Genomic DNA, 24,683 nt, shown 5'->3' with positions numbered 1-24,683 from the left:
ATGCACGCTTATCTTCACTGTCTTTCCCACTCGCCGCTGGTGGGCTATGTCGACCCGGCACAGGCTGTGCTCGACGAGGTTAACGGCGTGATCGCCAGTGCTCGGGCACGTATTGCGGCGTTCGAACCTGAACTGGTCGTGCTGTTTGCCCCCGATCACTACAACGGATTTTTCTACGACGTGATGCCGCCGTTCTGTTTAGGCGTTGGAGCTACAGCGATCGGCGATTTTGGTAGTGCGGCGGGGGAATTACCGGTGCCGACAGATCTCGCTGAAGCCTGCGCCCACGCGGTAATGAAAAGCGGTATCGATCTCGCCGTGTCCTACAACATGCAGGTCGATCATGGCTTCGCGCAGCCGCTGGAGTTTTTGCTCGGCGGCCTGGATAAGGTGCCGGTGCTGCCAGTGTTTATTAACGGTGTCGCCACGCCGCTGCCGGGCTTTCAGCGTACCCGCATGCTCGGTGAAGCGATTGGCCGTTTCGCCAGCTCGCTGAATAAGCGCGTGCTGTTTTTAGGCTCCGGTGGTCTGTCGCATCAGCCGCCGGTACCGGAGCTGGCGAAGGCTGATGCCCATATGCGTGACCGCCTGCTCGGCAGCGGCAAACAGTTACCTGAAAACGAGCGCGAGCTGCGCCAGCAGCGGGTGATCAGCGCCGCCGAGAAGTTTGTGGTCGATCAAAACACGCTACACCCGCTTAACCCTGTCTGGGATAACCGTTTTATGTCCCTGCTTGAGCAGGGGCGTTTGCAGGAGCTGGACGCGGTCAGTAACGAAGAGCTGTCCGCGATGGCGGGCAAATCAACGCACGAAGTGAAAACCTGGGTTGCCGCCTTCGCCGCTATTTCTGCTTTTGGCAACTGGCGCAGCGAAGGCCGTTATTACCGCCCGATCCCGGAGTGGATCGCCGGATTCGGCTCCCTGAGCGCCACTACGCAGAACTAAAACAGAACTGAATATGCAGGAGAACATCATGACTTACCAACCGCAAACCGAAGCCGCTACCAGTCGTTTTCTGGAGGTGCAGGAAGCAGGCGAAACCTTACGCGTGCATTTCAATGACTGTGGGCAGGGCGAAGAGACCGTCGTGCTGCTGCACGGATCCGGTCCTGGCGCGACGGGCTGGGCAAACTTCAGCCGCAATATCGATCCGCTGGTACAGGCCGGATACCGGGTGATCCTGTTGGATTGTCCTGGCTGGGGCAAAAGTGATGGGATCGTTAACCGCGGTTCGCGATCCGATCTCAACGCCCGCATCCTGAAAAGCGTGGTCGATCAGTTGGATATTCAAAAAGTCCACCTGCTGGGTAACTCGATGGGCGGTCACAGTGCTGTGGCGTTTACCCTGAGCTGGCCGGAGCGCGTGGGCAAACTGGTGCTAATGGGCGGCGGAACGGGCGGCATGAGCCTGTTTACCCCGATGCCGACCGAAGGTATCAAGCGCCTGAATCAGCTGTATCGCGAGCCGACCATCGAGAACCTGAAGCTGATGATGGAGATCTTTGTCTTCGACACCAGCGATCTGACCGAGGCGTTGTTTGAGGCGCGCCTGAATAACATGCTGTCGCGTCGCGATCACCTGGAAAACTTTGTCCAGAGCCTGGAGGCCAACCCGAAACAATTCCCGGATTTCAGCCCGCGTCTGGGTGAAATCAAAGCTCAGACTCTGATTGTCTGGGGTCGCAATGACCGCTTTGTACCGATGGATGCCGGTCTGCGCCTGCTCTCCGGAATTGCCGGTTCTGAGCTGCATATCTACCGCGACTGCGGGCACTGGGCGCAGTGGGAACATGCGGATGCCTTTAACCAACTGGTGCTGAATTTCCTCACACGCCCTTAAGGAACGGACATGACGAATCGTAATTTTGAGCAGCTAGCCGCCGATTTACGTCAGGCTGAAGAAAAAGGGGAAGCCATCGCCCCGCTGCGTGAATTGATTGGTGTAGATAACGCCGAAGCGGCCTACGCCATTCAGCGCATCAACGTGCAGTACGACGTGGCGCGCGGGCGTCGCGTGGTCGGGCGCAAAGTGGGGCTGACGCACCCGAAAGTGCAGCAGCAGCTGGGTGTCGATCAACCGGACTTCGGTACGCTGTTTGCTGATATGTGTTATGGCGATAACGAAACCATCCCGTTTTCCCGTGTGCTGCAACCGCGTATTGAAGCCGAAATTGCGCTGGTGCTGAACCGCGATCTGCCCAATACCGACACCACTTTTGACGAGCTTTACAACGCCATAGAGTGGGTACTTCCCGCGCTGGAAGTGGTCGGCAGCCGTATCCGCGACTGGTCGATCAAATTTGTTGATACCGTGGCGGATAACGCCTCCTGTGGCGTGTATGTGGTCGGCGGTCCGGCACAGCGTCCGGCAGGATTAGATCTGAAAAACTGCGCGATGAAAATGACGCGCAACAACGAAGAGGTCTCCAGCGGGCGCGGCAGCGAATGCCTGGGACATCCGATCAACGCCGCCGTCTGGCTGGCGCGCAAAATGGCCAGCCTCGGCGAGCCGCTGCGTGCGGGAGACATTATTCTCACCGGAGCGTTAGGCCCGATGGTGGCGGTGAATGCGGGCGATCGTTTCGAAGCCTATATCGACGGTATTGGTTCAGTCGCCGCCACCTTTTCAGCGGCGGTTACAAAAGGAAGTCAGTCATGAGTAAGCGTAAAGTCGCCATTATCGGCTCCGGCAACATCGGTACCGATTTGATGATAAAAATTCTGCGTCACGGCGTGCATCTGGAAATGGCGGTGATGGTCGGTATCGATCCAGAATCTGATGGCCTGGCGCGTGCCCGACGCATGGGCGTTGCCACCACCCATGAAGGGGTGACAGGGCTTATCGCCATGCCGGAATTCGCCGATATCGACATCGTGTTTGACGCCACCAGCGCAGGCGCGCATGTGAAGAACGACGCCGCGCTACGTGCCGTTAAACCTGGCATCCGCCTGATCGACCTGACGCCCGCGGCAATCGGTCCTTACTGCGTGCCGGTGGTGAATCTGGCAGCCAACGTTGATCAGCAGAACGTCAATATGGTGACCTGCGGCGGACAGGCAACCATCCCAATGGTGGCGGCAGTTTCTCGCGTGGCAAAAGTCCATTACGCCGAGATTATCGCCTCGATCGCCAGTAAATCGGCGGGGCCGGGTACCCGTGCCAATATCGACGAGTTTACCGAAACTACCTCGAAGGCGATTGAAGTGGTCGGCGGCGCGGCAAAAGGCAAAGCCATTATTGTCCTTAACCCGGCCGAGCCGCCGCTGATGATGCGTGACACGGTGTATGTGCTGAGCGAAGCGGCCTCTGAGGTTGAAGTTGAAGCGTCGATTAATGAGATGGCGGCGGCGGTGCAGGCCTACGTGCCGGGCTATCGCCTGAAACAGCGTGTCCAGTTTGAAGTCATCCCGGAAGATAAACCGGTGAATCTGCCGGGTATCGGCCAGTTCTCTGGGCTAAAAACTGCGGTGTATCTGGAAGTGGAAGGCGCGGCGCACTATTTACCAGCCTACGCGGGCAACCTCGACATTATGACCTCCAGCGCGCTGGCGACCGCTGAGAAGATGGCGCAGTCCCTCGCTCGTCAGGCAGGAGAAGCAGCATGAACGGTAAAAAAATCTATATCTCTGACGTGACCCTGCGCGACGGTATGCACGCCATTCGTCATCAATATTCGCTGGGGAATGTGCGCCAGATAGCCAAAGCGCTGGACGACGCACGGGTTGATTCTATTGAAGTGGCCCACGGCGACGGTTTACAAGGTTCCAGCTTTAACTACGGCTTTGGTGCGCACAGCGACCTGGAGTGGATTGAAGCGGCGGCGGACGTGGTGAAGCATGCCAAAATTGCCACGCTGTTGCTGCCGGGTATCGGCACTATTCATGACCTGAAAAATGCATATCAGGCCGGCGCACGGGTAGTGCGCGTGGCGACCCACTGCACTGAAGCAGACGTGTCGGCCCAGCATATTCAGTATGCGCGTGAGCTTGGCATGGATACCGTCGGCTTTCTGATGATGAGCCATATGACCACACCGGAGAACCTGGCGCAGCAGGCGAAGCTGATGGAAAACTACGGAGCGACCTGTATTTATGTGGTCGATTCCGGCGGCGCAATGAACATGAGCGATATTCGCGCCCGCTTCCGCGCACTGAAAGCGGTGCTGAAGCCGGAAACAGAAACCGGAATGCATGCGCATCACAACCTGAGTCTTGGGGTGGCGAACTCCATTGCCGCGGTAGAAGAGGGGTGTGACCGTATCGACGCCAGCCTGGCCGGGATGGGCGCAGGCGCGGGCAACGCGCCATTGGAGGTATTTATCGCCGCTGCGGATAAGCTTGGTTGGCAGCACGGCACCGATCTCTATGCACTGATGGACGCCGCCGACGATTTAGTGCGTCCACTACAAGACCGCCCGGTGCGGGTGGATCGTGAAACGCTGGCGCTGGGCTATGCCGGGGTGTACTCCAGCTTCCTGCGTCATTGCGAAGTGGCGGCAGCACGTTATGACCTGAGCGCAGTAGATATTCTGGTGGAACTGGGCAAACGTCGGATGGTGGGCGGCCAGGAAGATATGATCGTCGACGTAGCGCTGGACCTGCGCAACCGCAAATAAAAAATGATTACGCGGCTGGCAACGTATCAGCCGCGATTCACCTGCATCGTGACCTCAGAGGGACATCTTATGACGACCCGTACCCCCGCATCTTACCGCCTGACGTTGACCGTTGGGCTTTGCTTTTTAGTTGCCCTGATGGAAGGGCTGGATTTACAGGCCGCCGGTATCGCTGCCGTCGGTATCGCCCACGCGTTTGCGCTGGATAAAATGCAGATGGGCTGGATCTTCAGTGCGGGCATTCTCGGGTTGCTGCCCGGCGCGCTGGTGGGCGGTATGCTGGCTGACCGCTATGGCCGCAAGCGCATTCTCATTGCCTCTGTGGCGCTGTTCGGCCTGTTCTCGCTGGCGACGGCGATTTCCTGGGATTTCTCATCACTGGTGTTTGCCCGTCTGATGACCGGTGTCGGGCTGGGCGCGGCGTTGCCGAATCTGATCGCGCTGACTTCCGAGGCGGCGGGCCCGCGTTTTCGCGGTACGGCGGTGAGCCTGATGTACTGCGGTGTGCCGATTGGCGCGGCGCTGGCGGCAGCGCTCGGGTTTAGCGGCCTGGCCTCCGCCTGGCAAACGGTGTTCTGGGTAGGCGGGGTGATCCCGCTGCTGCTGGTGCCGCTGTTGATGCGCTGGCTGCCGGAATCACAGGTTTATACCCAACAAACGCAAGTGGCCGCCGCACCGCTGCGTGCCCTGTTTGCGCCAGCGACGGCGAGTGCCACGCTGCTGCTGTGGTTGTGCTATTTCTTCACCCTGCTGGTGGTGTATATGCTGATCAACTGGCTGCCGATGCTGCTGGTGGAGCAGGGCTTTCGACCATCGCAGGCGGCAGGCGTAATGTTTGCTCTGCAAATTGGCGCGGCCAGCGGCACGTTAATTCTCGGGGCGTTAATGGATAAACTGCGCCCGGTGGTGATGTCGCTGCTGATCTACACCGGGATGTTGGCTTCACTGCTGGCGCTGGGTACGGTGTCGTCATTGAGCGGCATGCTAATGGCGGGATTTGTGGCGGGGATGTTCGCCACCGGCGGGCAAAGTGTGTTGTATGCGATGGCGCCGCTGTTTTACAGCACGCAGATCCGCGCCACAGGCGTGGGAACCGCCGTCGCAGTCGGGCGTCTGGGGGCGATGAGCGGTCCGCTGCTGGCAGGGAAAATGTTAGCGCTCGGTACCGGAACGGTAGGGGTGATGGCGGCTTCTGCGCCGGGCATTTTGCTGGCAGGCCTGGCGGTATTTATTCTGATGAGACGCAAATCGCAGATGCCGATCCCGGCCAGCGGTGCTTAAGCACTCATCCGGTTGTGGGAGTGGGGAGATTTGATTCCCACTTCCGGGTTAACGCCGTCAGTCAACTGTGTTGCCAAAGTTTAGATAAAACATGGCAACGGAGGCGTTATGAGCTGGCGGCCCTTTTTGTATCTGATTATTAATCCCCACCCGCTATTAAGCGCCCGACGCGGTCATCTGCGTCTGGTGCAGGGTTGACTTTGCATTCTGTTAACAAACGCGGTATAACAAACCTTCTTTGGATGTTTAGATGTCCATACGTTTAGAAGGTTATATGCAAACAACACAACAAAATGCGCCACTGAAGCGCACAATGAAAACGCGTCACCTGATTATGCTTTCCTTGGGCGGCGTGATTGGCACAGGATTATTCTTTAATACCGGGTACATCATTTCCACCACTGGAGCGGCGGGAACGCTGCTGGCCTATCTGATTGGTGCGCTGGTGGTCTGGCTGGTTATGCAGTGTCTGGGCGAGCTGTCGGTCGCGATGCCGGAGACCGGGGCGTTTCACGTTTATGCCGCGCGCTATCTTGGTCCGGCTACCGGGTATACCGTGGCCTGGCTCTACTGGCTGACCTGGACCGTGGCGCTGGGTTCGAGCTTTACCGCCGCCGGATTCTGTATGCAGTACTGGTTTCCACAGGTGCCGGTATGGGTCTGGTGCGTGGTGTTCTGCGCGATTATTTTTGGTCTGAATGTTATCTCCACGCGCTTTTTTGCCGAAGGGGAGTTCTGGTTCTCCCTGGTCAAGGTGGTCACTATCATCGCCTTTATCATCCTCGGTGGGGCGGCGATTTTCGGCTTTATTCCGATGCAGGATGGCTCGCCCGCGCCGGGGCTGAGTAATATCACGGCGGAAGGCTGGTTCCCGCACGGTGGCTTACCGATTTTGATGACTATGGTGGCAGTGAACTTTGCTTTTTCGGGTACCGAGCTTATCGGCATTGCCGCCGGTGAAACGGAAAACCCGCGCAAAGTTATCCCGGTAGCGATTCGTACTACCATCGCGCGACTGATTATTTTCTTTATCGGCACCGTGTTTGTGCTGGCAGCGCTGATCCCGATGCAGCAGGCGGGCGTGGAGAAAAGCCCGTTTGTGCTGGTGTTTGAGAAAGTAGGGATCCCGTACGCCGCTGATATTTTTAACTTCGTGATCCTGACGGCTATTCTTTCTGCAGCGAACTCCGGGTTATATGCCTCCGGGCGCATGCTGTGGTCGTTGTCGAATGAACGTACGCTACCGGCCTGTTTTGCGCGAGTAACGAAAAACGGCGTGCCACTGACGGCGCTGTCGGTCAGTATGCTCGGTGGTGTGCTGGCGCTGTTTTCCAGCGTGGTGGCCCCGGACACGGTATTTGTTGCGCTGTCGGCAATCTCCGGGTTTGCGGTGGTAGCGGTGTGGCTGAGTATCTGCGCCTCGCATTTTGTTTTTCGCCGCCGTCATCTGCAACAAGGTAAGGCATTGAGTGAATTACATTATCGCGCGCCGTGGTATCCGCTGGTGCCGGTATTAGGTTTTGTGCTGTGCCTGGTGGCCTGTGTGGGGCTGGCATTCGATCCAGCGCAGAGAATTGCGTTGTGGTGCGGGTTACCGTTTGTTGCGTTGTGCTATGGTGCTTATTTCCTTACTCAACCCCGAAACGCAAAACAGGAGCCAGAACATGTCGCAGAATAATCCGTTACGCGCTCTCCTTGATAAACAGGATATCCTGCTGCTGGATGGCGCGATGGCGACGGAGCTGGAAGCGCGAGGGTGTAACTTAGCCGACAGCCTGTGGTCAGCCAAAGTGCTGGTAGAAAACCCGGAGCTTATCCGCGAAGTGCATCTTGATTACTACCGGGCGGGGGCGCAATGCGCGATCACTGCCAGCTATCAGGCGACGCCGGCGGGCTTCGCCGCGCGAGGTCTGGATGAAGCGCAGTCGAAAGCGCTGATTGGCAAAAGCGTGGAGCTGGCGCGTAAAGCCCGTGAAGCGTATCTGGCAGAGAACCCGCAGGCGGGAACGCTTCTGGTGGCGGGATCCGTCGGGCCTTACGGCGCGTATCTGGCGGATGGCTCTGAATACCGTGGCGATTATCATTGTAGCGTTGAGGCATTTCAGGCGTTTCATCGCCCGCGCGTGGAAGCCTTGCTGGATGCCGGGGCCGATCTGCTGGCCTGCGAAACCCTGCCGAATTTTGCCGAGATTGAGGCGTTGGCTGAGCTGTTGACCGCATATCCGCGTGCGCGGGCGTGGTTCTCATTTACCCTGCGCGACAGAGAGCACCTGAGCGACGGTACGCCGCTGCGTGACGTGGTTGCGTTGCTGGCGGGTTATCCGCAGGTGGTGGCGCTAGGCATTAACTGCATTGCGCTGGAAAACACCACCGCTGCGTTGCAGCATTTACACGGTTTAACGGCGCTGCCGCTGGTGGTGTATCCGAACTCGGGCGAGCAGTACGATGCGGTGAGCAAAACCTGGCATCATCACGGTGAGCATTGCGCGCAACTGGCGGATTATCTGCCGCAGTGGCAGGCCGCTGGCGCACGGTTAATTGGCGGGTGCTGTCGCACCACGCCTGCGGATATTGCCGCGTTAAAAGCGCGAAGCTGAGGGTTTTATCGGGTCTACATCGTTCATTGTAGGCCTGATAAGCGCAGCGCATCAGGCATTGCCGGATGGCGGCGCAAGCGCCTTATCCGGCCTACAAAGCCACAAAACGTTATGCCGCATCCGCCAGAACAAACATGCCGTACGGATGGATTTCGAGATAATACTGCTCGCCGACGTCCGGTTGCAGGCGCGTAGCGTTGACCTGCAATAAAATCTCCTGCCCGTGCCATTCCACCGTCACTTCATACTGCGGCCCCATATAGGCGACATGGCGGATCACGCAGCGCTGGCTCTCTTGGCCGCGATCGCTGAGCGTGATCGCTTCCGGGCGCACACCGACCATCCCTTCACCCTGTGTACCAAAGTGCAGCGGGCGCGGCAGATGATAGCCGTAGATATCAACGTATCCGTCGCTGAAGGTTGCCGGGAACAGGTTGGCATCGCCCATAAAGCTCGCCATAAAGCGGGAGGCGGGCTGGCGGTAAAGATCCTGCGGTGAGCCGATCTGCATGATGTGTCCCTTGTTCATCACCAGCACAGTATCAGAAACCGCAAAGGCTTCGCTCTGATCGTGGGTGACGTACAGCGAGGTGATATCAAACTGCTTTTGCAACTCGCGGATCTTGTCGCGCATGCTGCGACGCAGGTTGGCGTCGAGGTTACTCAAAGGCTCATCAAACAGCAGCACTTTCGGCTTGAGGATCAGCGCGCGGGCCAGCGCCACGCGCTGCTGCTGCCCGCCGGAGATCTGATCGACAAAGCGGTCTTCGAATCCTTCCAGATCCACCATCGCCAACGCCTCTTTGACGCGGGCTTTCAGCTCTGCGCGCGGTACGCCGAGCATTTTCAGGCCATAACCGACATTCTCTCCCAGCGACATATGCGGGAACAGGGCATAGGACTGAAACACCATGCAGATATCGCGCTGCTGAATAGAGCGATGGGTGACGTCTTCGCCATCAATGAAAATTTGCCCTTCGCTCGGTTTTTCCAGCCCGGCAACCAGGCGCAAAATAGTGGTTTTGCCGCAGCCGGATGGTCCGAGCAGCGTCACCATTTGCCCCTGCGGGATGGTGAGGTTGATATTGTCTATTACCGTATTACTGCCAAATCGTTTAGTGACGTTGCGCAGTTCAACGAAATTTTTCTGAGTCATAGTGCGCTCCATTACGCCTGGTTTTTGGCTTTTGAACGGGAGGTACGTGATTCACCGATCAGCCAGTCAAAGATGAAAATAATCGCCAGCATCACCACGATCAGAATGGAACCGTAGGCAATCGCTACACCGTATTCGCCATCTTCCACGCGGTTCAGGATGTAGGCCGTCGCTACGCGGGTATCCGGCGTGACGAGGAACACGATGGCGCTAACGGTGGTAATGGCGCGCACAAAGCTGTAAATCAGCGCCGAGAGGATCGCCGGGCGCAGCAGCGGCAGCAGGATGTGCGTAATAGTACGCAGAGAACCGGCGCGCAGGCTGAGTGAGGCTTCATCGAGCGATTTATCGATTTGGCCTAAGCCCGCGATGCCTGCGCGGATACCGACCGGGACGTTACGCATCACCATTGAGATAATGACAATCGCCGCCGTACCAGTGAGGTACACCGGGGCGCTGTTAAAGGCCAGAATGTACGACACGCCCGCGACGGTGCCCGGAACGGCAAAGCACAGCATGGTGGTGAACTCGATGGTCTTCTTGCCTTTAAACTGCTGGCGCACCACGATCCACGCGATCAGCAGGCCGAAGATCGCGGTGATCGGCGCGGCAATCCCGGCGTAGAGCAGGGTGTCGAGCAGTGAAGGCCACGCGCCATCGCTCATCCCCTGACCGAACAGTTTGGTAAAGTTCGCCAGCGTCAGGGTGTAGTCCACGCCCCAGTTGACGGTGAAGCTACCGTAGAAAATGCTGCCGTAGAGCAGGGCGTTAAAGGCAATCCACACTGCCAGCAGCGCGACCACACTCCATACCAGCGTTACCGGCAGCGGCTGTACGTCGCCCCGGTAGGATTTGCCGGAAACGGTGACGTATGAGCGTTTACCAATCCACATATACTGCACGCAAAACACCAGCAGCGAGAACAGCAGCAGGAAGGCACCCAGCGTACTGGCGGCCTGGTAGTCAAGCTGCGAACCGGTGATGTAGAAGTAGATTTGCGTTGCCAGCACGTCGAAGTTTCCGCCGAGCACCAGCGGGTTACTAAAGTCGGCCAGTGACTGCACGACCACAATCAAAAAGGCGTTCGCCAGTGCGGGTTTCAGCAGCGGGACAAACACGCCGTTAAAGGTCTGCCAGCGGCTGGCACGCAGGGTGTATGACGCTTCTTCCAGCGACGGATGAATGGTTTTGATTGCTCCGTCGAGGATCATAAACGCCATCGGCGTAAAGGCCAGAACCTGCGCCAGCCAGATGCCGGTAAAGCCATACAGCCAGTTGGTGTTGGTTAAACCAAACCAGTCGACCATAAACTCGGTGATGTAACCGGAGCGTCCCATCATCAGCGTGACGCCTAAACCGACGACAAACGGCGGAGTGACGATCGGCAAAATCGAGAAGATACGTCCGATTATGGCGCTGCGCCTGGCGATACGGGTGGTGTAGATAGCCAGTACCAGACCAAAGAAGGTACAGCCGACGCCGACGGCAATCGACAGCATAATCGAGTTGAGGATCACCTGAATGATATGCGCCTGCGACAGCACATTCATAAACGCCAGCGGGGCAAATTCCCCAGCGTCGTTGGTGAACATCGGAATGAAAATGGCGATGCTCGGCCAGACGATAAAAATACCGATCAGCGCGACAATCGCGGTAAGTGAGCCGATGACGAAACGGTCACCGCCCAGCCATTCGAGGCGGGTGAGTGCCAGGGTCATGATTGCGCCAAGCGCCACAAACAGCACGATGGTGGCATAGCCTAAGCCGCGCCCCTCAAGGGTGGCGCTGGCGACAATAAAGGCCATACAGAAAAATGCCCAACCCGCGTCAAGATAATGGCGGCTGCGCTGTTCGCGCCTGGCTTCATGGAATGGGCGCACCAGCAGCAGGCTTGGCAGCAGATACCACAGCCAACTGATATTGAACTGCGACCAGCCGTAGGCGGCGAGTATTTCTTCCCGCGTTGACTCCAGCAAACCGTAGTCCAGGCTCCAGCTAGGCAGCAGGGCAAACGCCAGCCAGCCGAGCAAAACCCAAAGAAATATCGCATCCCGTTTTTTCACGGGATGGAGTGCAAGTGTGTGTGACATAGCGTTTCCGGTAATGTAGGCCGGGTAAGGCGTTTACGCCTTACCCGGCAAATGAACGCAACGTGGGCTTATTTACCCATCTTAACTTCGCTAACCCACTTATTGATCAACGCCTTACGTACGTCAGTCGAGCCGTACTTATCCATGTCGTAATTGATAAGCTTCAGGTCGTCGAGCTTCAGCGAGTTAGGAGAGGTCTCGGCGGTGGTGTTGGTCAGGATCTGATAGGATTTCCCTTTCTTCCACGCCAGCTCCTGTGCGTCTTTCGACAGCACCCAGTCAACGAACAGTTTGGCGTTGTCGACGTTGCGCGCACCTTTCAGGATGCTGACGCCGCCGATTTCATACCCGGTGCCTTCGCAGGGGGAAATCAGCTCCAGCGGTGCGCCCTGTTCTTTTTCCAGCGAGTAGTCGTGCAGGAAGCCAATGCCGATAGCCGTTTCGCCGCGAGCGGCGTTACGCGCCGGGGCAATGCCGGATTTGGTGTATTGAGAGACGTTGGCATTGAGCTGTTTCAGGTAATCAAAGGCCTGATCTTCACCCCACAGTTGAGCAAAGGTCGCCAGCGCGGTGTAGGCGGTACCGGAGCTTTGCGGGTCAGCAATCTGGATTTCGCCTTTGTATTCCGGTTTGGTCAGATCCTTCCAGCATTTTGGCACCGGCAGGTTTTTCTCTTTCAGGCGCTGGGTGTTGACGCCAAAGCCCAGAATACCGACGTAAACCGCCGAAGAGAGGTTACCTTTGACCTTCGCGGGATCGCGGAATTTCTCCATGATCTGTTCGAGGTTTGGTGATTTATACGGCTGCAGCAGACCCATTTCACCGGCCTGGGATTGTGGATCCAGCGTACCGCCGTACCATACATCCGCCTGCGGGTTTTTCTTCTCTGCATCGACTTTCGCCAGCGTACTGCCCGAGCCGTTGCGAATGAATGAGGTTTTCACATCATATTTTTCACCGAAGGCTTTGGTTTCGGTTTCGCACATCTCGTTGGTGGCGCTGCAATACACCACCAGACGGCCCTGCGCCTGGGCTGCGTTGCTGAAGGCTGCCAGCATCAGAGCGGAAGCAATCAGGGTAGAGGTAAGCGTCAGTTTCATTGTTTTATCCTTTGACTGAGAGAAGGGGTAATGCCCGCAATGAGCAACGGCATCAGCAATAAACCCATAAAGACAGCGGCAACCGAGAGCAAACTGAACATTCCCGACCAGCCGTAATGTTCTATGACCAACGACAGCGGCCAACCCGCCAGCGCGGCCCCCAGATAGGCGAACAGCCCGAGAAAACCGGTAATTGAACCTGCCGCCGCTTTGTGTCCGCATTCAACGGCTGCGAGGCCAATTAGCATTTGTGGGCCAAACACAAAAAAGCCCACGGTAAAGAAGCACACTGCCAGTAGCGCGTAGTGGTGCACTGGTGCCAGCCACAGTGCGGCGACGGAAACCATCAGCCCCAGCGTGAACAGCAAAATCATCGGCGCACGCTGACCGCTGAACAGCAGATCCGATCCCCATCCGGCAAACAGCGCCCCCAGCAAGCCGCCAACTTCAAACAGCATCACCGTGGCATTGGCGCTGAGCAGATTCACGCCGTGGCTTTCCGTCAGCCAGATGTTGCCCCAGTCGTTGAGCGCAATGCGGATCAAGTAGACCAATACATACGACACGCCGAGCAACCAGATCATCGGATTTTTCAGCATGGTGGTGCGCAACATTTGCCACAGCCCCATCGGCGGGCTTTGCTGTTCCTGACGTAGCTCCAGCGGGTCATGCCGCCATTCCCCAACCGTGGGTAATCCTTCTTCCAGGGGCGTGCCTTTCAATTGCAGGGTGAGCCAGATTCCCAGTGCCATACTGATTATCCCCGGTGCCAGCATGGCCGCCTGCCAGCCCCACCAGTGGGCGGCAAAAGCGCTAATCAGCGGGATAATGGCGCCACCGATGTTGATCGACATATTCCAGCAGCCCCACCAGAAGCCACGTTCGTTGCGCGAGTACCAGTGGGTCAGTAGTCGGGCACAGGGCGGCCAGCCCCAGCCCTGAAAAAATCCGTTCAGCGTCCAGACCACTAGCAGCAGCGTCAGCGATTCACCAAAGGCGAACAGCACGTTTAAAACGCCAGTGGCAAACAGACCAATACCCATAAATGCGCGCTGTCCGTGGCTGTCGTGCCACAGCCCGGCGGTGAATTTCGACAGACCATAGGTCAGATAAAACAGTGACCCAAGCAGGCCGATATCGCCTTTATCCAGACCCAGATCCGTTTGCAGCGCCGGGAGGACGTAGTTAACGCTTTTGCGCGTCAGATAAAACGCGGCGTAACCAATTACCATACACATCAGCAGCCGGGGGCGTAGCGCCCGGTATTGTTGGTCTGTTTCGCTGGCTGAGCGTGTATGCATGGCAGTCTCCGTTTGTGCTGACTATAGGAAAGTGAAAGCAAAAGGGGATGAGAGAAAGTCCGCAGTGACTAAGACTTTTTCCTGGTTAGCTGCTGGTTTGTTGCAAATTTGTGGGCAGGTTAACAATTACTCGCGTGCCGTTGTTTGATTCGAGCGTCAGTTCACCGCCAAGGGCGCTCACCCGCTCACGCATCCCCTGGATACCGAAACCGGGAATTTTTTCTGGCAGAATACCAACGCCGTTGTCAGCGACCTCCAGAAACAAGCAATGTTCCCGCTGGCGCAGCGTAATCGACACATCGCTGGCATCGGCATGTTTGCAGACGTTATTGAGTAACTCCTGCAACAGGCGATACAGCGTGAAGCGCACCGTTTCGTTTTCTGGCGTATTTTCTAGCTGATAATCAAAGCGGCAGCGAATACCCCGTTCAGCAAAAGCAAATTCATTCACCAGATGATGTAGTGCATCTTTAAAAGACAGTTCATCGAGCGCGGGGGGACGCAGCTGGCGCAGCAGCTGACGGGTGGAGTGATGAATACGCCGGGCCAGGTCGTTGATTTGATTCGCAGCCTCAAGCGTTTGCTCACGACCCGGTGCGCGTTTGACCAGTTGCGACTGAATTTGAATGGCGGTGATGTTCTGACCAATTTCGTCGTGCAGTTCCCGCGCCAGGCTTTTGCGCGTGTTTTCTTCGGTGCGGATCAGCTGTTCGGTCAGCGCGCGACGCGCCGCCAGTTCGGTTTCCAGACGCTGGCGATAATGGTGCAGGTTTTGCGCCAGATGCTGCTGGCGGCTGATGGCGATCCCCAGCCCTATACCCAGCAGAGCCTGGGTGGCGAGGAAAATCTCCAGCTCCAGTAAGTTACTGAACCCGACGCCGATTTGCCGGGCGATAGTGATCATCATACTGCCGAGCAATCCTGACAACACGCCGCCCTGCCAGCCAAATTTCCACGCCATCACCACGTTTGGTAAAAACACCACGATCAGCAACAGGCGCTCGATCTCCGGCGACAGCACCATCTGAGTACCGATGCCAATAATAAAAAACAGGCTACACCAGATGATAAGCGAGGTGCGCAGCGGGGGATTGGTGGTATCCAGCCCGAGCAGATGATAGCGGTGCTGCTGGCGCAAAAATTCATAGATCAGATAAACAAACGGCGTCAGCAACACGCCGCCGGTAAACGACGCCAGGCCAATCAGCGTTGCCGGGCTCTGGATAAACGGTGAAAGCAGGGCGGTATTGAGCAATGAGGTGAGCGTTACGGCGGCCAGCAGCAGCGTTAAGCGTTGCCAGTAAAGGGGAAAGCGGTGCCAGTATGACTGGCCGATGCTCGCCGGAATCAGGCTAATTAACGGCGCAGCCAGCAGGATATAGCCATTCAGTAATTGCTCGCTGTGCAGCCAGAACAACATCAACACCGGCGGCAGTATCAGCGCGGGCCAGTAACGGCGAGAAAGCAGAATTAACAGCGCGAGATAGACGCCGTGCGGCAGAAATAGCGCCGCCTGCTGGCCGTTGTGGGTCAGGTAAAACCCCAGCGTCCACAGCATCAGCCAGCCCGATCCCCAGGCCAGCAGAATAAACAGAGAAATAACCCAATGCCGAAGGCTACGCGACATTAATGCCCCGTCAATAGTTGGTGGTCGAGGGCAAAATGCACCAGATCGATGGTGCTGTGGCATTGCAGTTTGCCCAGCACGTTCGCCCGATGAACGTGCACCGTCTTGTGGCTGAGGTCGAGCTTGAAGGCGATCTCTTTTACGCTGTCACCTTTAACCAACAGATCAAACACTTCACGCTCGCGCGGGGTCAGAACTTCCAGAACCTGCGCGGGCTGCTCGCCGCCGCGTAGTGCACGCAGCGCATCGGCGCACAGGTAATGGCCGCCCATGCCTACTGAGCGTACAGCCTGCACCAGTTCTTCCGGGCCGCAGCGTTTGGTCAGGTAACCGCTGGCGCCAGCGTCCAGCGCGCTTTGCACAAACGCGGGCGAGTCATAAATGCTGAGAATAATGGCGCGAAAACCGGGCTTCTGCGCCCGCAGTCGTTTTAACAGGCTCAGACCATTTTCATCCGGCATGGCGATATCCATTACCGCGACGCTGACATCATCATGCAGAAGTGCAGGCCAGGCCTCCGCCGCGCTGCTGTACTGACCGGTAACGTTCAGATCGTCTTCGAGACTGAGTAATTGCGCAAAGCCGGAACGCACCACCACATGGTCATCCACCAGCACAACATGAATCATGATATTGCTCTCTTGCTGACAATGGCCTCTATGATGCCTGCCAGCGCTGCGCTGGCAATCATCGTGGCGCGGATATGTAACGAATGTAACAAAATCGCAATAATTTGCCGGGTGTTGTAGCGAGTGTAGGCCTGATAAGCGCAGCGCATCAGGCATTGATTGCCGGATGGCGGCGCAAGCGCCTTATCCGGCCTACGTTCCGTAATGAGCGAAATAGCTAACTATTGCCGCTTTTTTTCTAAAAACGCTTTGTTCTTAGCCAGAATTTTTAATTCCTTTATCAAAATGTGCCGCAACGAAATACTGCCTCCATAACAAGACAGGGGAGCAGACAATCATGGCTATTTCATCGCGTAACGCACTTCTTGCCGTACTGGCATTCATCGCATTTCAGGCGCAGGCGGTGAACGTCACCGTTGCTTATCAGACCTCCGCCGAACCTGCCAAAGTGGCGCAGGCGGACAACACGTTTGCCAAAGAGAGCGGGGCGACCGTTGACTGGCGCAAATTTGACAGCGGGGCGAGCATCGTTCGTGCGCTGGCATCCGGTGATGTGCAGATCGGTAATCTTGGCTCCAGCCCGCTGGCGGTCGCTGCCAGTCAGCAGGTGCCTATTGAGGTTTTCCTGCTGGCATCAAAGCTCGGCAATTCTGAGGCGCTGGTGGTGAAGAAAAACATCAGTAAACCGGAAGATTTGATTGGCAAACGCATTGCCGTGCCGTTTATTTCCACCACCCATTACAGCCTGCTGGCGGCGTTGAAACATTGGGGGATTAAACCCGGCCAGGTGGAGATTGTGAACCTGCAACCACCAGCGATCATTGCCGCATGGCAGCGCGGAGATATTGATGGTGCGTATGTCTGGGCACCTGCGGTCAACGCGTTGGAAAAAGACGGTAAGGTGTTAACCGACTCCTCGCAGGTTGGCGAGTGGGGGGCACCGACGCTGGACGTGTGGGTGGTGCGCAAAGATTTTGCCGAGAAGCATCCTGAGGTGGTGAAAGCCTTTGCCAAAAGCGCTATCGATGCCCAGCAGCCTTATATCGCTAATCCTGATGAATGGCTGAAGCAGCCGGAGAATATCAGCAAACTGTCGCGTTTGAGCGGCGTACCGGAGGCGGATGTTCCGGGGCTGGTGAAAGGTAACACTTACCTGACACCGCAACAGCAAACCGCTGAGCTAACCGGCCCGGTGAACAAAGCGATTATCGACACCGCGCAGTTCCTTAAAGAGCAGGGCAAAGTCCCCGCTGTCGCGACGGATTACAGCCAGTACGTGACCGATCGCTTCGTGCAATAAATAAGGAGGCGATGATGCTGCAAATCTCTCATCTTGCCGCCAGCTACGGTGGGAAACCGGCGCTGGAGGATATCAACCTGACGCTCGATAGCGGTGAACTGCTGGTGGTCCTTGGACCTTCCGGTTGCGGGAAAACCACGTTGTTAAATCTGATTGCCGGGTTTGTGCCGTATCAGCATGGCAGCATCACGCTGGCGGGTAACAGGGTTGATGGTCCGGGGGCAGATCGCGGGGTCGTGTTCCAGAACGAAGGACTGCTGCCCTGGCGCAACGTGCAGGAAAACGTGGCTTTTGGGCTGCAGCTGGCGGGCGTGGACAAGCCGCAGCGTCAGCGTATTGCTCTGGAGATGTTGCAGAAAGTCGGGCTGGAGGGCGCGGGAAAACGCTTTATCTGGCAACTTTCCGGTGGACAACGTCAGCGCGTCGGCATTGCCCGGGCGCTGGCGGCCAACCCGCAGCTGTTGCTACTGGATGAGCCGTTTGGCGCGCTCGACGCCTTTACCCGCGAGCAGATGCAAACCCTGCTGCTGAAGTTGTGGCATGAGACTGGCAAACAGGTGCTGCTGATTACCCACGATATTGAAGAAGCGGTGTTTATGGCGACAGAGCTGGTATTGCTGTCGCCAGGTCCTGGTCGGGTGCTGGAACGACTGCCGCTTAATTTTGCCCGTCGTTTTGTGGCCGGAGAGTCGAGCCGTAGCATTAAGTCCGATCCGCAGTTTATCGCCATGCGCGAATACGTGTTAGGTCGTGTCTTTGAACAACGGGAGGCATTCTCATGAGCGTGGTGATTAATGATAAACCCCGTCGCCAGCGGGTGCTGAACTGGCGCTGGCCGTTCTCGCGGCAGATTACCTTAAGCCTTGGTACGTTGGCCGTCATTCTGGCGGTGTGGTGGACGGTGGCGGCGCTGCAGTTAATCAGTCCGCTGTTTTTACCGCCGCCGGGACAGGTTTTACAAAAGCTGATCGTCATTGCCGGGCCGCAAGGGTTTATGGATGCCACGCTGTGGCAGCATCTGGCGGCGAGTCTGACGCGTATTGTTATCGCGCTGCTGGCGGCAGTGCTGCTGGGCGTTCCGGTTGGGATCGCGATGGGGCTGAGTCCGACGATGCGCGGCATTCTCGATCCGATCATTGAACTGTATCGTCCGGTTCCTCCCCTGGCCTATTTACCGCTGATGGTCATTTGGTTTGGCATCGGTGAAACCTCCAAGATCCTGCTGATCTATCTGGCGATTTTCGCCCCTGTGGCGATGTCGGCGTTGGCGGGGGTGAAAAGTGCGCAGCAGGTGAGAGTGCGCGCCGCGCAGTCGCTGGGGGCCAGCCGTGCGCAGGTGCTGTGGTTTGTTATTTTGCCGGGGGCATTACCGGAGATCCTCACCGGGTTACGCATCGGGCTTGGCGCGGGTTGGTCGACGCTGGTGGCAGCTGAACTGATCGCTGCCACGCGAGGGTTAGGATTTATGGTGCAGTCAGCCGGTGAGTTTCTGGCAACGGATGTGGTGCTGGCAGGGATCGCGGTCATTGCCGTTATCGCATTTATTTTAGAACTGGGTCTGCGCGCGCTTCAGCGTCGCCTGACGCCCTGGCATGGAGAAGTACAATGAGTGAACGTCTGAGCATTACCCCGCTGGGGCCGTACATTGGCGCACAAATCACTGGTGCGGATTTGACGCGTCCGCTGAGCGATAATCAGTTTGAACAGCTTTATCATGCGGTACTGCGCCACCAGGTGGTGTTTCTGCGGCAGCAGGTGATTACGCCACAACAGCAGCGGGCACTGGCGCTGCGTTTCGGCGATCTGCATATTCACCCTGTCTATCCACATGCCGAAGGGGTAGAGGAAATTATCGTGCTGGATACCCATAACGATAATCCGCCGGATAACGACAACTGGCACACCGATGTCACCTTTATCGACACGCCGCCTGCCGGGGCGATTCTGGCAGCAAAAGAGCTACCATCGGCCGGGGGAGACACTCTATGGACCAGCGGAATTGCCGCTTATGAGGCATTGTCTGAGCCGTTTCGTCAGCTGTTGAGTGGCCTGCGGGCAGAGCATGATTTCCGTAAGTCATTCCAGGAATATAAATACCGCAAGACACCAGAAGAGCATCAGCGCTGGCTGGAGGCCGTCGCTAAACATCCACCGTTGCTACATCCGGTGGTGCGGACCCATCCGGTAAGCGGTAAACAGGCACTGTTTGTGAATGAGGGATTTACTACGCGAATTGTCGATGTGACGGAAAAAGAGAGCGAGGCGTTACTAAGCTTTTTATTCGCGCATATCACCAAACCGGAGTTTCAGGTGCGCTGGCGCTGGCAGCCCAACGATGTGGCGATTTGGGATAATCGCGTCACGCAACATTATGCCAATGCGGATTATCTGCCGCAGCGGCGTATTATGCACCGGGCGACGATCCTTGGGGATCAGCCTTTTTATCGGGCGGGGTGATTGTTGGTGGGGTTTTACTTATCGGGCCTGGAACTGTCGGCCCGATAAGGTGAAGTCGCCATTCGGCAACAAAGTGGTTAGCGCAGGATTTTTTTCTCAGCCAGATCCAGTGCGAAGTAGCTGAAGATCAGATCCGCGCCAGCGCGTTTGATCGAGCCTAAGCTTTCCAGAACCACTTTCTCTTCATCTATTGCACCTGCCATCGCCGCGAATTTGATCATCGCGTATTCACCGCTGACCTGATAAGCGCCAATCGGCAGCTCGGTGCGCTCGCGGATATCACGCAGAATATCGAGATACGCGCCAGCCGGTTTCACCATCAGGCAGTCTGCGCCCTGGGCTTCATCCAGCAGCGATTCGCGAATCGCTTCACGGCGATTCATCGGGTTCATTTGATACGTTTTACGGTCGCCTTTCAGCGCCGTGCCTGCGGCTTCACGGAACGGGCCGTAGAAAGAAGAGGCAAACTTGGTGGAGTAGGACATGATCGCAGTATCGGTGAATCCCGCGGCGTCCAGCGCCTGGCGAATCGCCTGTACCTGGCCGTCCATTGCGGCGGAAGGGGCGATGAAATCTGCGCCCGCTGCGGCGGCAACGACTGCCTGCTTGCCGAGGTTAGCAAGGGTTAAGTCGTTATCAACGCCGTGTTCGCATAATACGCCGCAGTGACCGTGCGAGGTGTATTCACAGAAACAGGTGTCGGACATGACGATCATTTCCGGTACGGTCTGCTTACAGATACGCGACATGCGCGCCACCAGACCGTCTTCTTTCCAGGCATCGCTGCCGGTCTCATCGGTGTGATGAGAAATCCCGAAGGTCATGACCGAGCGGATGCCTGCATTAGCAATACGTTCGATTTCGCGCGCCAGGTGTTTCTCTGGAATGCGCATCACGCCGGGCATGGCGTCGATAGCTTTGTAATCATCGAGTTCTTCTTCAACAAAGATCGGCAACACCAGGTCATTTAAGCTGAGTGTTGTCTCTTCAAACATAGCGCGCAGCGCAGGGGATTTGCGCAGGCGACGAGGGCGTTGGATTAGGTCTGTCATGGTATGCCTGATGTTTGTGGAATCGAAGGCCGTAGTATACCCGAACCTGAGGGCGAGGGGTTTACGAAAGTTGGCGTTATGCCGAGGTTATGTTGATGTTACCAATGCTTGGTATTATGTGTTATCTCTATTTTTGCAATTATGACTATTTTAAATAGTGATTAGTTTTATGGTGAATTTAGTTTAATTTAATTTTTAATTAAGTGGCGAGATTTAACGGTATTTATTTGCTGACGTTTGATTTTTAAGCTAATCATAATTTCAATATATTGTTTCGCCAATGGTTTTACATGTAACCGTCTAAAATAAGAATGATTTTTACGTTTACTGGCTGTTTCGAATAATTTGCATGTCTATTGTCCGTAATCGGACTTAAACCAAAGAATAATTGAACCTTTCCTTTGTGAAACCGCATAATCTTCCCCGCGAAACATAAAATGTTTTCTTTGCATTGATAATTGATGGATCAACTATATTACGTCCCTGAGGAGGGATGACAAATGCACACTTGGAAAAAGAAACTTGTAGTCTCACAATTAGCATTAGCCTGCACTTTGGCAATCACTTCTCAGGCGAATGCTTCAACTGATATCTCTGGGACCACCTACACAACGTTTGCTCATTATAATGACGCATCCTATGCGGATGGCGTCTATTATGATGGATATGTCGGTTGGAACAATTACGATACCGATAGTATTTATAACGGTGATATTTATCCGGTAATCAATAACGCCACTGTCAACGGCGTTATTTCTACTTATTATCTGGATGATGGGTTGTCTACTAACACCAATAACAATAGCCTGACGATTAAAAACAGCACCATTCACGGTATGGTGACATCCGAATGTATGACCACGGATTGTACTAACCGTACGGGTACTGACTATTACTACGATCGCCTGGCGATGAACGTCATCAACTCAACTATCGATGACAACTACGAACATTATACCTACAACGGTACGTATAATGACGCAGCTGACACACACGTTGTCGACGTTTATAACCTGGGTACGGCTATCACGCTGGATCAAGAAGTTGATCTGTCTATCTCCGCCAACTCTCACGTCGCTGGCATTACCCTGACTCAGGGTTACGAGTGGGCAGATATCGACGATAATACCGTCAGCACTGGCGTAAACAGCAGTGAAGTATTTAACAACACTATCGCTGTCAGCGATTCTACCCTGACCTCTGGTTCATGGACTGACGAAGGCACCACCGGTTGGTTTGGTAACACCAGCAATGCAAGCGACTACAGCGGCTCTTATACTGCAGACGATATTGCATTAGCGGTTATTGCTAATCCAAATGCGGATAACGCGATGCAGACCACCGCAACGTTTAACAATTCCACACTGATGGGTGACGTGCTGTTCTCCAGCAACTTCGATGAGAACTTCTTCCCGAACGGTGCTGACACTTATCGTGATACCGATGCTGACCTGGATACCAATGGTTGGGACGGTACTGACCGTCTGGATCTGACACTGAACAACGGTAGTAAGTGGGTCGGCGCGGCAATGTCCGTGCACCAGGTTGACACCGATGGTGACGGCGTTTATGACAGCTACGCTGCAGGCACTGAAGCCACCGCTACGCTGATCGACATCACCGCTAACAGCCTGTGGCCGGATTCAACCTACGGTATTGATAGCGACACAACTTCTTATGACGAAAATGGTCATGTAGTGGGCAACGCTGTTTACCAGAGCGGCCTGTTCAACGTCACGCTGAACGGTGCTTCACAGTGGGATACCACCAAAACTTCCCTGATTGATACCCTGAGCATCAACAGCGGTTCTGTCGTCAACGTGGGTGATTCTGAGCTGGTTGCTGACTCCATCTCTCTGACCGGTGCTTCTGCACTGAACATCAACGAAGATGGTCACGTTGCGACGGATACTCTGTCTATCGACAACAGTACTGTCACAATCGCCGATGATGTTTCGGCTGGCTGGAATGTGCTTGAAGCTGCGCTGTATGCAAACACCATTAACGTCACTAACAACGGCGTTCTGGATGTGGGTAACAGTACCGGTAATGCACTGCAGGTTGATACCCTGAACCTGACTAGCTACACCGACGCTTATAACCATGTTAACGCGGGTGTTTTCGACATCAACAGCACTGACTATGTGCTGAATGCTGATCTGACCAACGATCGCACTAACGATAAATCTCAGTCTAACTACGGTTATGGCGTGATCGCGATGAACTCTGATGGTCATCTGACTATCAACGGTAACGGCGATTCCGACACCTCAGGCGATCAGTCTGAAGTTGATAACTATGGTGACCATGTAGCGGCGGCAACCGGTAACTATAAAGTCCGTATCGACAACGCGACTGGCGCAGGTTCTGTTGCGGATTACAAGGGTAACGAGCTGGTCTACGTTAACGACGCGAACAGCACTGCGACCTTCTCTGCAGCTAACAAAGCTGACCTGGGTGCTTACACCTATCAGGCACAGCAGCAGGGTAACACCATTGTTCTGCAGCAGATGGAACTGACAGACTACGCGAACATGGCGCTGAGCATTCCGTCTGCTAACACCAATATCTGGAACCTGGAACAAGATACCGTTGGTACTCGTCTGACTAACGCGCGTCATGGTCTGGTTGATAACGGTGGTGCATGGGTTAGCTACTTCGGTGGTAGCTTCGATGCAGATAATGGCACCATTAACTACGATCAGGATGTTAACGGCATCATGGTCGGTGTTGATTCCAAAATTGATGGTAACAACGCTAAGTGGATTGTCGGTGCTGCAGCAGGCTTCGCGAAAGGTGATATGAGCGACCGTACCGGTCAGGTGGATCCGGATAGCCAGACTGCCTACATATACTCTTCTGCTCACTTTGCCAACAACATCTTTGTTGACGGTAACTTAAGCTACTCTCACTTCAACAACGATCTGTCTGCCAACATGAGCAACGGTGAGTATGTTGATGGCAGCACCTCATCTGACGCCTGGGGCTTTGGCTTGAAACTGGGTTATGACCTGAAACTGGGTGACGCAGGTTACGTAACGCCATACGGCAGCGTATCCGGTCTGTTCCAGTCTGGTGATGACTATAAGCTGAGCAACGACATGAAAGTTGACGGTCAGTCTTATGACAGCATGCGTTATGAACTCGGTGTCGATGCAGGTTATACCTTCGCTTATAGCGACGACCAGGCGCTGACCCCGTACTTCAAACTGGCCTACGTTTACGACGACTCTAACAACGATTCTGACGTAAACGGCGACTCTATCGACAACGGTGTAGAAGGTTCTGCGGTACGTGTTGGACTGGGTACTCAGTTCAGCTTTACCAAAAACTTCAGCGCATACACCGATGCTAACTACCTCGGTGGTGGCGATGTTGATCAAGACTGGTCTGCAAATGTTGGTGTTAAATATACCTGGTAAGACATCTCTTGTTGTTAAAGAAAAGATAATCTAACTCAGAAAAATGCCCGTCACG

20 protein-coding genes are annotated in these 24,683 nt (G+C 55.5%); 13 read left to right on the top strand and 7 right to left on the bottom strand.

From position 1 onward, the window contains the following. The 8 genes from mhpB (at position 1) to mmuM (ending at position 8,494) form a co-directional block, all read left to right on the top strand. Positions 1 to 945 (top strand): 2,3-dihydroxyphenylpropionate/2,3-dihydroxicinnamic acid 1,2-dioxygenase, encoded by a 945-nt coding sequence (gene mhpB, locus OGY13_RS02055; RefSeq protein WP_032942486.1) that lies wholly within the window; start codon positions 1 to 3, stop codon positions 943 to 945. Positions 946 to 973: 28 nt separating this feature from the next. Further along, positions 974 to 1,840: a 2-hydroxy-6-oxonona-2,4-dienedioate hydrolase gene (gene mhpC, locus OGY13_RS02050; RefSeq protein ID WP_111466010.1), complete on the top strand. Its 867-nt coding sequence runs from the start codon at positions 974 to 976 to the stop codon at positions 1,838 to 1,840. A 9-nt stretch (positions 1,841 to 1,849) separates the two neighbouring features. Further along, positions 1,850 to 2,659 (top strand): 2-keto-4-pentenoate hydratase, encoded by an 810-nt coding sequence (gene mhpD, locus OGY13_RS02045; protein ID WP_213752735.1) that lies wholly within the window; start codon positions 1,850 to 1,852, stop codon positions 2,657 to 2,659. Further along, complete coding sequence (mhpF, locus tag OGY13_RS02040) at positions 2,656 to 3,606, top strand: acetaldehyde dehydrogenase (RefSeq protein WP_003830924.1); 951 nt, start codon at positions 2,656 to 2,658, stop codon at positions 3,604 to 3,606. The genes mhpD and mhpF overlap by 4 nt, the downstream gene beginning before the upstream one ends. Further along, the gene (gene mhpE, locus OGY13_RS02035) at positions 3,603 to 4,616 is read left to right on the top strand and encodes a 4-hydroxy-2-oxovalerate aldolase (RefSeq protein WP_137377069.1); all 1,014 of its coding nucleotides are present in this window, start codon (positions 3,603 to 3,605) and stop codon (positions 4,614 to 4,616) included. Before mhpF ends, mhpE begins: the two co-directional genes overlap by 4 nt. Before the next feature lie 69 nt (positions 4,617 to 4,685). Next, positions 4,686 to 5,897 (top strand): 3-(3-hydroxy-phenyl)propionate transporter MhpT, encoded by a 1,212-nt coding sequence (gene mhpT / locus OGY13_RS02030; RefSeq protein ID WP_213752736.1) that lies wholly within the window; start codon positions 4,686 to 4,688, stop codon positions 5,895 to 5,897. A 274-nt stretch (positions 5,898 to 6,171) separates the two neighbouring features. After that, a complete protein-coding gene (gene mmuP / locus OGY13_RS02025; RefSeq protein ID WP_001373486.1) occupies positions 6,172 to 7,575 on the top strand; it encodes an S-methylmethionine permease in 1,404 nt (467 codons plus the stop codon). Further along, the gene (mmuM, locus tag OGY13_RS02020) at positions 7,562 to 8,494 is read left to right on the top strand and encodes a homocysteine S-methyltransferase (RefSeq protein WP_174770642.1); all 933 of its coding nucleotides are present in this window, start codon (positions 7,562 to 7,564) and stop codon (positions 8,492 to 8,494) included. The genes mmuP and mmuM overlap by 14 nt, the downstream gene beginning before the upstream one ends. 109 nt (positions 8,495 to 8,603) lie before the next feature. On the opposite strand, the gene fbpC is transcribed toward mmuM, so the two are convergent. From fbpC to OGY13_RS01990, 6 genes are all read right to left on the bottom strand, one after another. Continuing rightward, positions 8,604 to 9,650, bottom strand: a complete 1,047-nt coding sequence (fbpC, locus tag OGY13_RS02015) for a ferric ABC transporter ATP-binding protein (protein ID WP_048214817.1) — start codon at positions 9,648 to 9,650, stop codon at positions 8,604 to 8,606. Between the two features lie 11 nt (positions 9,651 to 9,661). Then, positions 9,662 to 11,740 carry an ABC transporter permease gene (locus OGY13_RS02010; protein WP_213752737.1) on the bottom strand — a complete coding sequence of 693 codons (2,079 nt, stop codon included), beginning with the start codon at positions 11,738 to 11,740 and terminating at the stop codon, positions 9,662 to 9,664. Between the two features lie 68 nt (positions 11,741 to 11,808). Next, entirely contained in the window at positions 11,809 to 12,840 is a 1,032-nt protein-coding gene (locus OGY13_RS02005; RefSeq protein ID WP_213752738.1) for an ABC transporter substrate-binding protein, read from the bottom strand. After that, positions 12,837 to 14,141 (bottom strand): MFS transporter family glucose-6-phosphate receptor UhpC, encoded by a 1,305-nt coding sequence (gene uhpC, locus OGY13_RS02000; RefSeq protein WP_213752739.1) that lies wholly within the window; start codon positions 14,139 to 14,141, stop codon positions 12,837 to 12,839. The genes OGY13_RS02005 and uhpC overlap by 4 nt, the downstream gene beginning before the upstream one ends. An 85-nt stretch (positions 14,142 to 14,226) precedes the next feature. After that, on the bottom strand, positions 14,227 to 15,768 hold the full coding sequence (locus OGY13_RS01995; RefSeq protein ID WP_213752740.1) for an MASE1 domain-containing sensor histidine kinase: 1,542 nt from the start codon (positions 15,766 to 15,768) through the stop codon (positions 14,227 to 14,229). After that, positions 15,768 to 16,397 (bottom strand): response regulator transcription factor, encoded by a 630-nt coding sequence (locus tag OGY13_RS01990; protein ID WP_153686875.1) that lies wholly within the window; start codon positions 16,395 to 16,397, stop codon positions 15,768 to 15,770. The genes OGY13_RS01995 and OGY13_RS01990 overlap by 1 nt, the downstream gene beginning before the upstream one ends. 337 nt (positions 16,398 to 16,734) lie before the next feature. Between OGY13_RS01990 and tauA the strand changes: the two genes are divergently transcribed. The 4 genes from tauA to tauD are packed head-to-tail and all read left to right on the top strand — an operon-like array spanning position 16,735 to position 20,154. Then, entirely contained in the window at positions 16,735 to 17,697 is a 963-nt protein-coding gene (tauA, locus tag OGY13_RS01985; RefSeq protein WP_111466005.1) for a taurine ABC transporter substrate-binding protein, read from the top strand. A 14-nt stretch (positions 17,698 to 17,711) separates the two neighbouring features. Then, positions 17,712 to 18,479, top strand: a complete 768-nt coding sequence (tauB, locus tag OGY13_RS01980) for a taurine ABC transporter ATP-binding subunit (protein WP_213752748.1) — start codon at positions 17,712 to 17,714, stop codon at positions 18,477 to 18,479. Then, positions 18,476 to 19,306, top strand: a complete 831-nt coding sequence (tauC, locus tag OGY13_RS01975; protein ID WP_213752741.1) for a taurine ABC transporter permease TauC — start codon at positions 18,476 to 18,478, stop codon at positions 19,304 to 19,306. Before tauB ends, tauC begins: the two co-directional genes overlap by 4 nt. Continuing rightward, positions 19,303 to 20,154, top strand: a complete 852-nt coding sequence (gene tauD, locus OGY13_RS01970) for a taurine dioxygenase (RefSeq protein ID WP_048214812.1) — start codon at positions 19,303 to 19,305, stop codon at positions 20,152 to 20,154. Before tauC ends, tauD begins: the two co-directional genes overlap by 4 nt. Positions 20,155 to 20,231: 77 nt before the next feature. Here tauD and hemB read toward each other — a convergent pair whose 3' ends face one another. Beyond that, positions 20,232 to 21,206: a porphobilinogen synthase gene (gene hemB / locus OGY13_RS01965; protein ID WP_003830941.1), complete on the bottom strand. Its 975-nt coding sequence runs from the start codon at positions 21,204 to 21,206 to the stop codon at positions 20,232 to 20,234. Positions 21,207 to 21,706: 500 nt separating this feature from the next. Here hemB and ehaB point away from each other — a divergent pair, with 500 nt between their 5' ends. Beyond that, positions 21,707 to 24,628, top strand: a complete 2,922-nt coding sequence (gene ehaB / locus OGY13_RS01960; RefSeq protein ID WP_213752742.1) for an autotransporter adhesin EhaB — start codon at positions 21,707 to 21,709, stop codon at positions 24,626 to 24,628. The last annotated feature ends 55 nt before the right edge of the window (positions 24,629 to 24,683 follow it).

The sequence above is a fragment of the Citrobacter sp. Cpo045 genome (genome assembly GCF_030332875.1).
GTDB lineage: Bacteria > Pseudomonadota > Gammaproteobacteria > Enterobacterales > Enterobacteriaceae > Citrobacter > Citrobacter portucalensis.
This window is presented reverse-complemented; position numbering and strand designations above follow the sequence as displayed.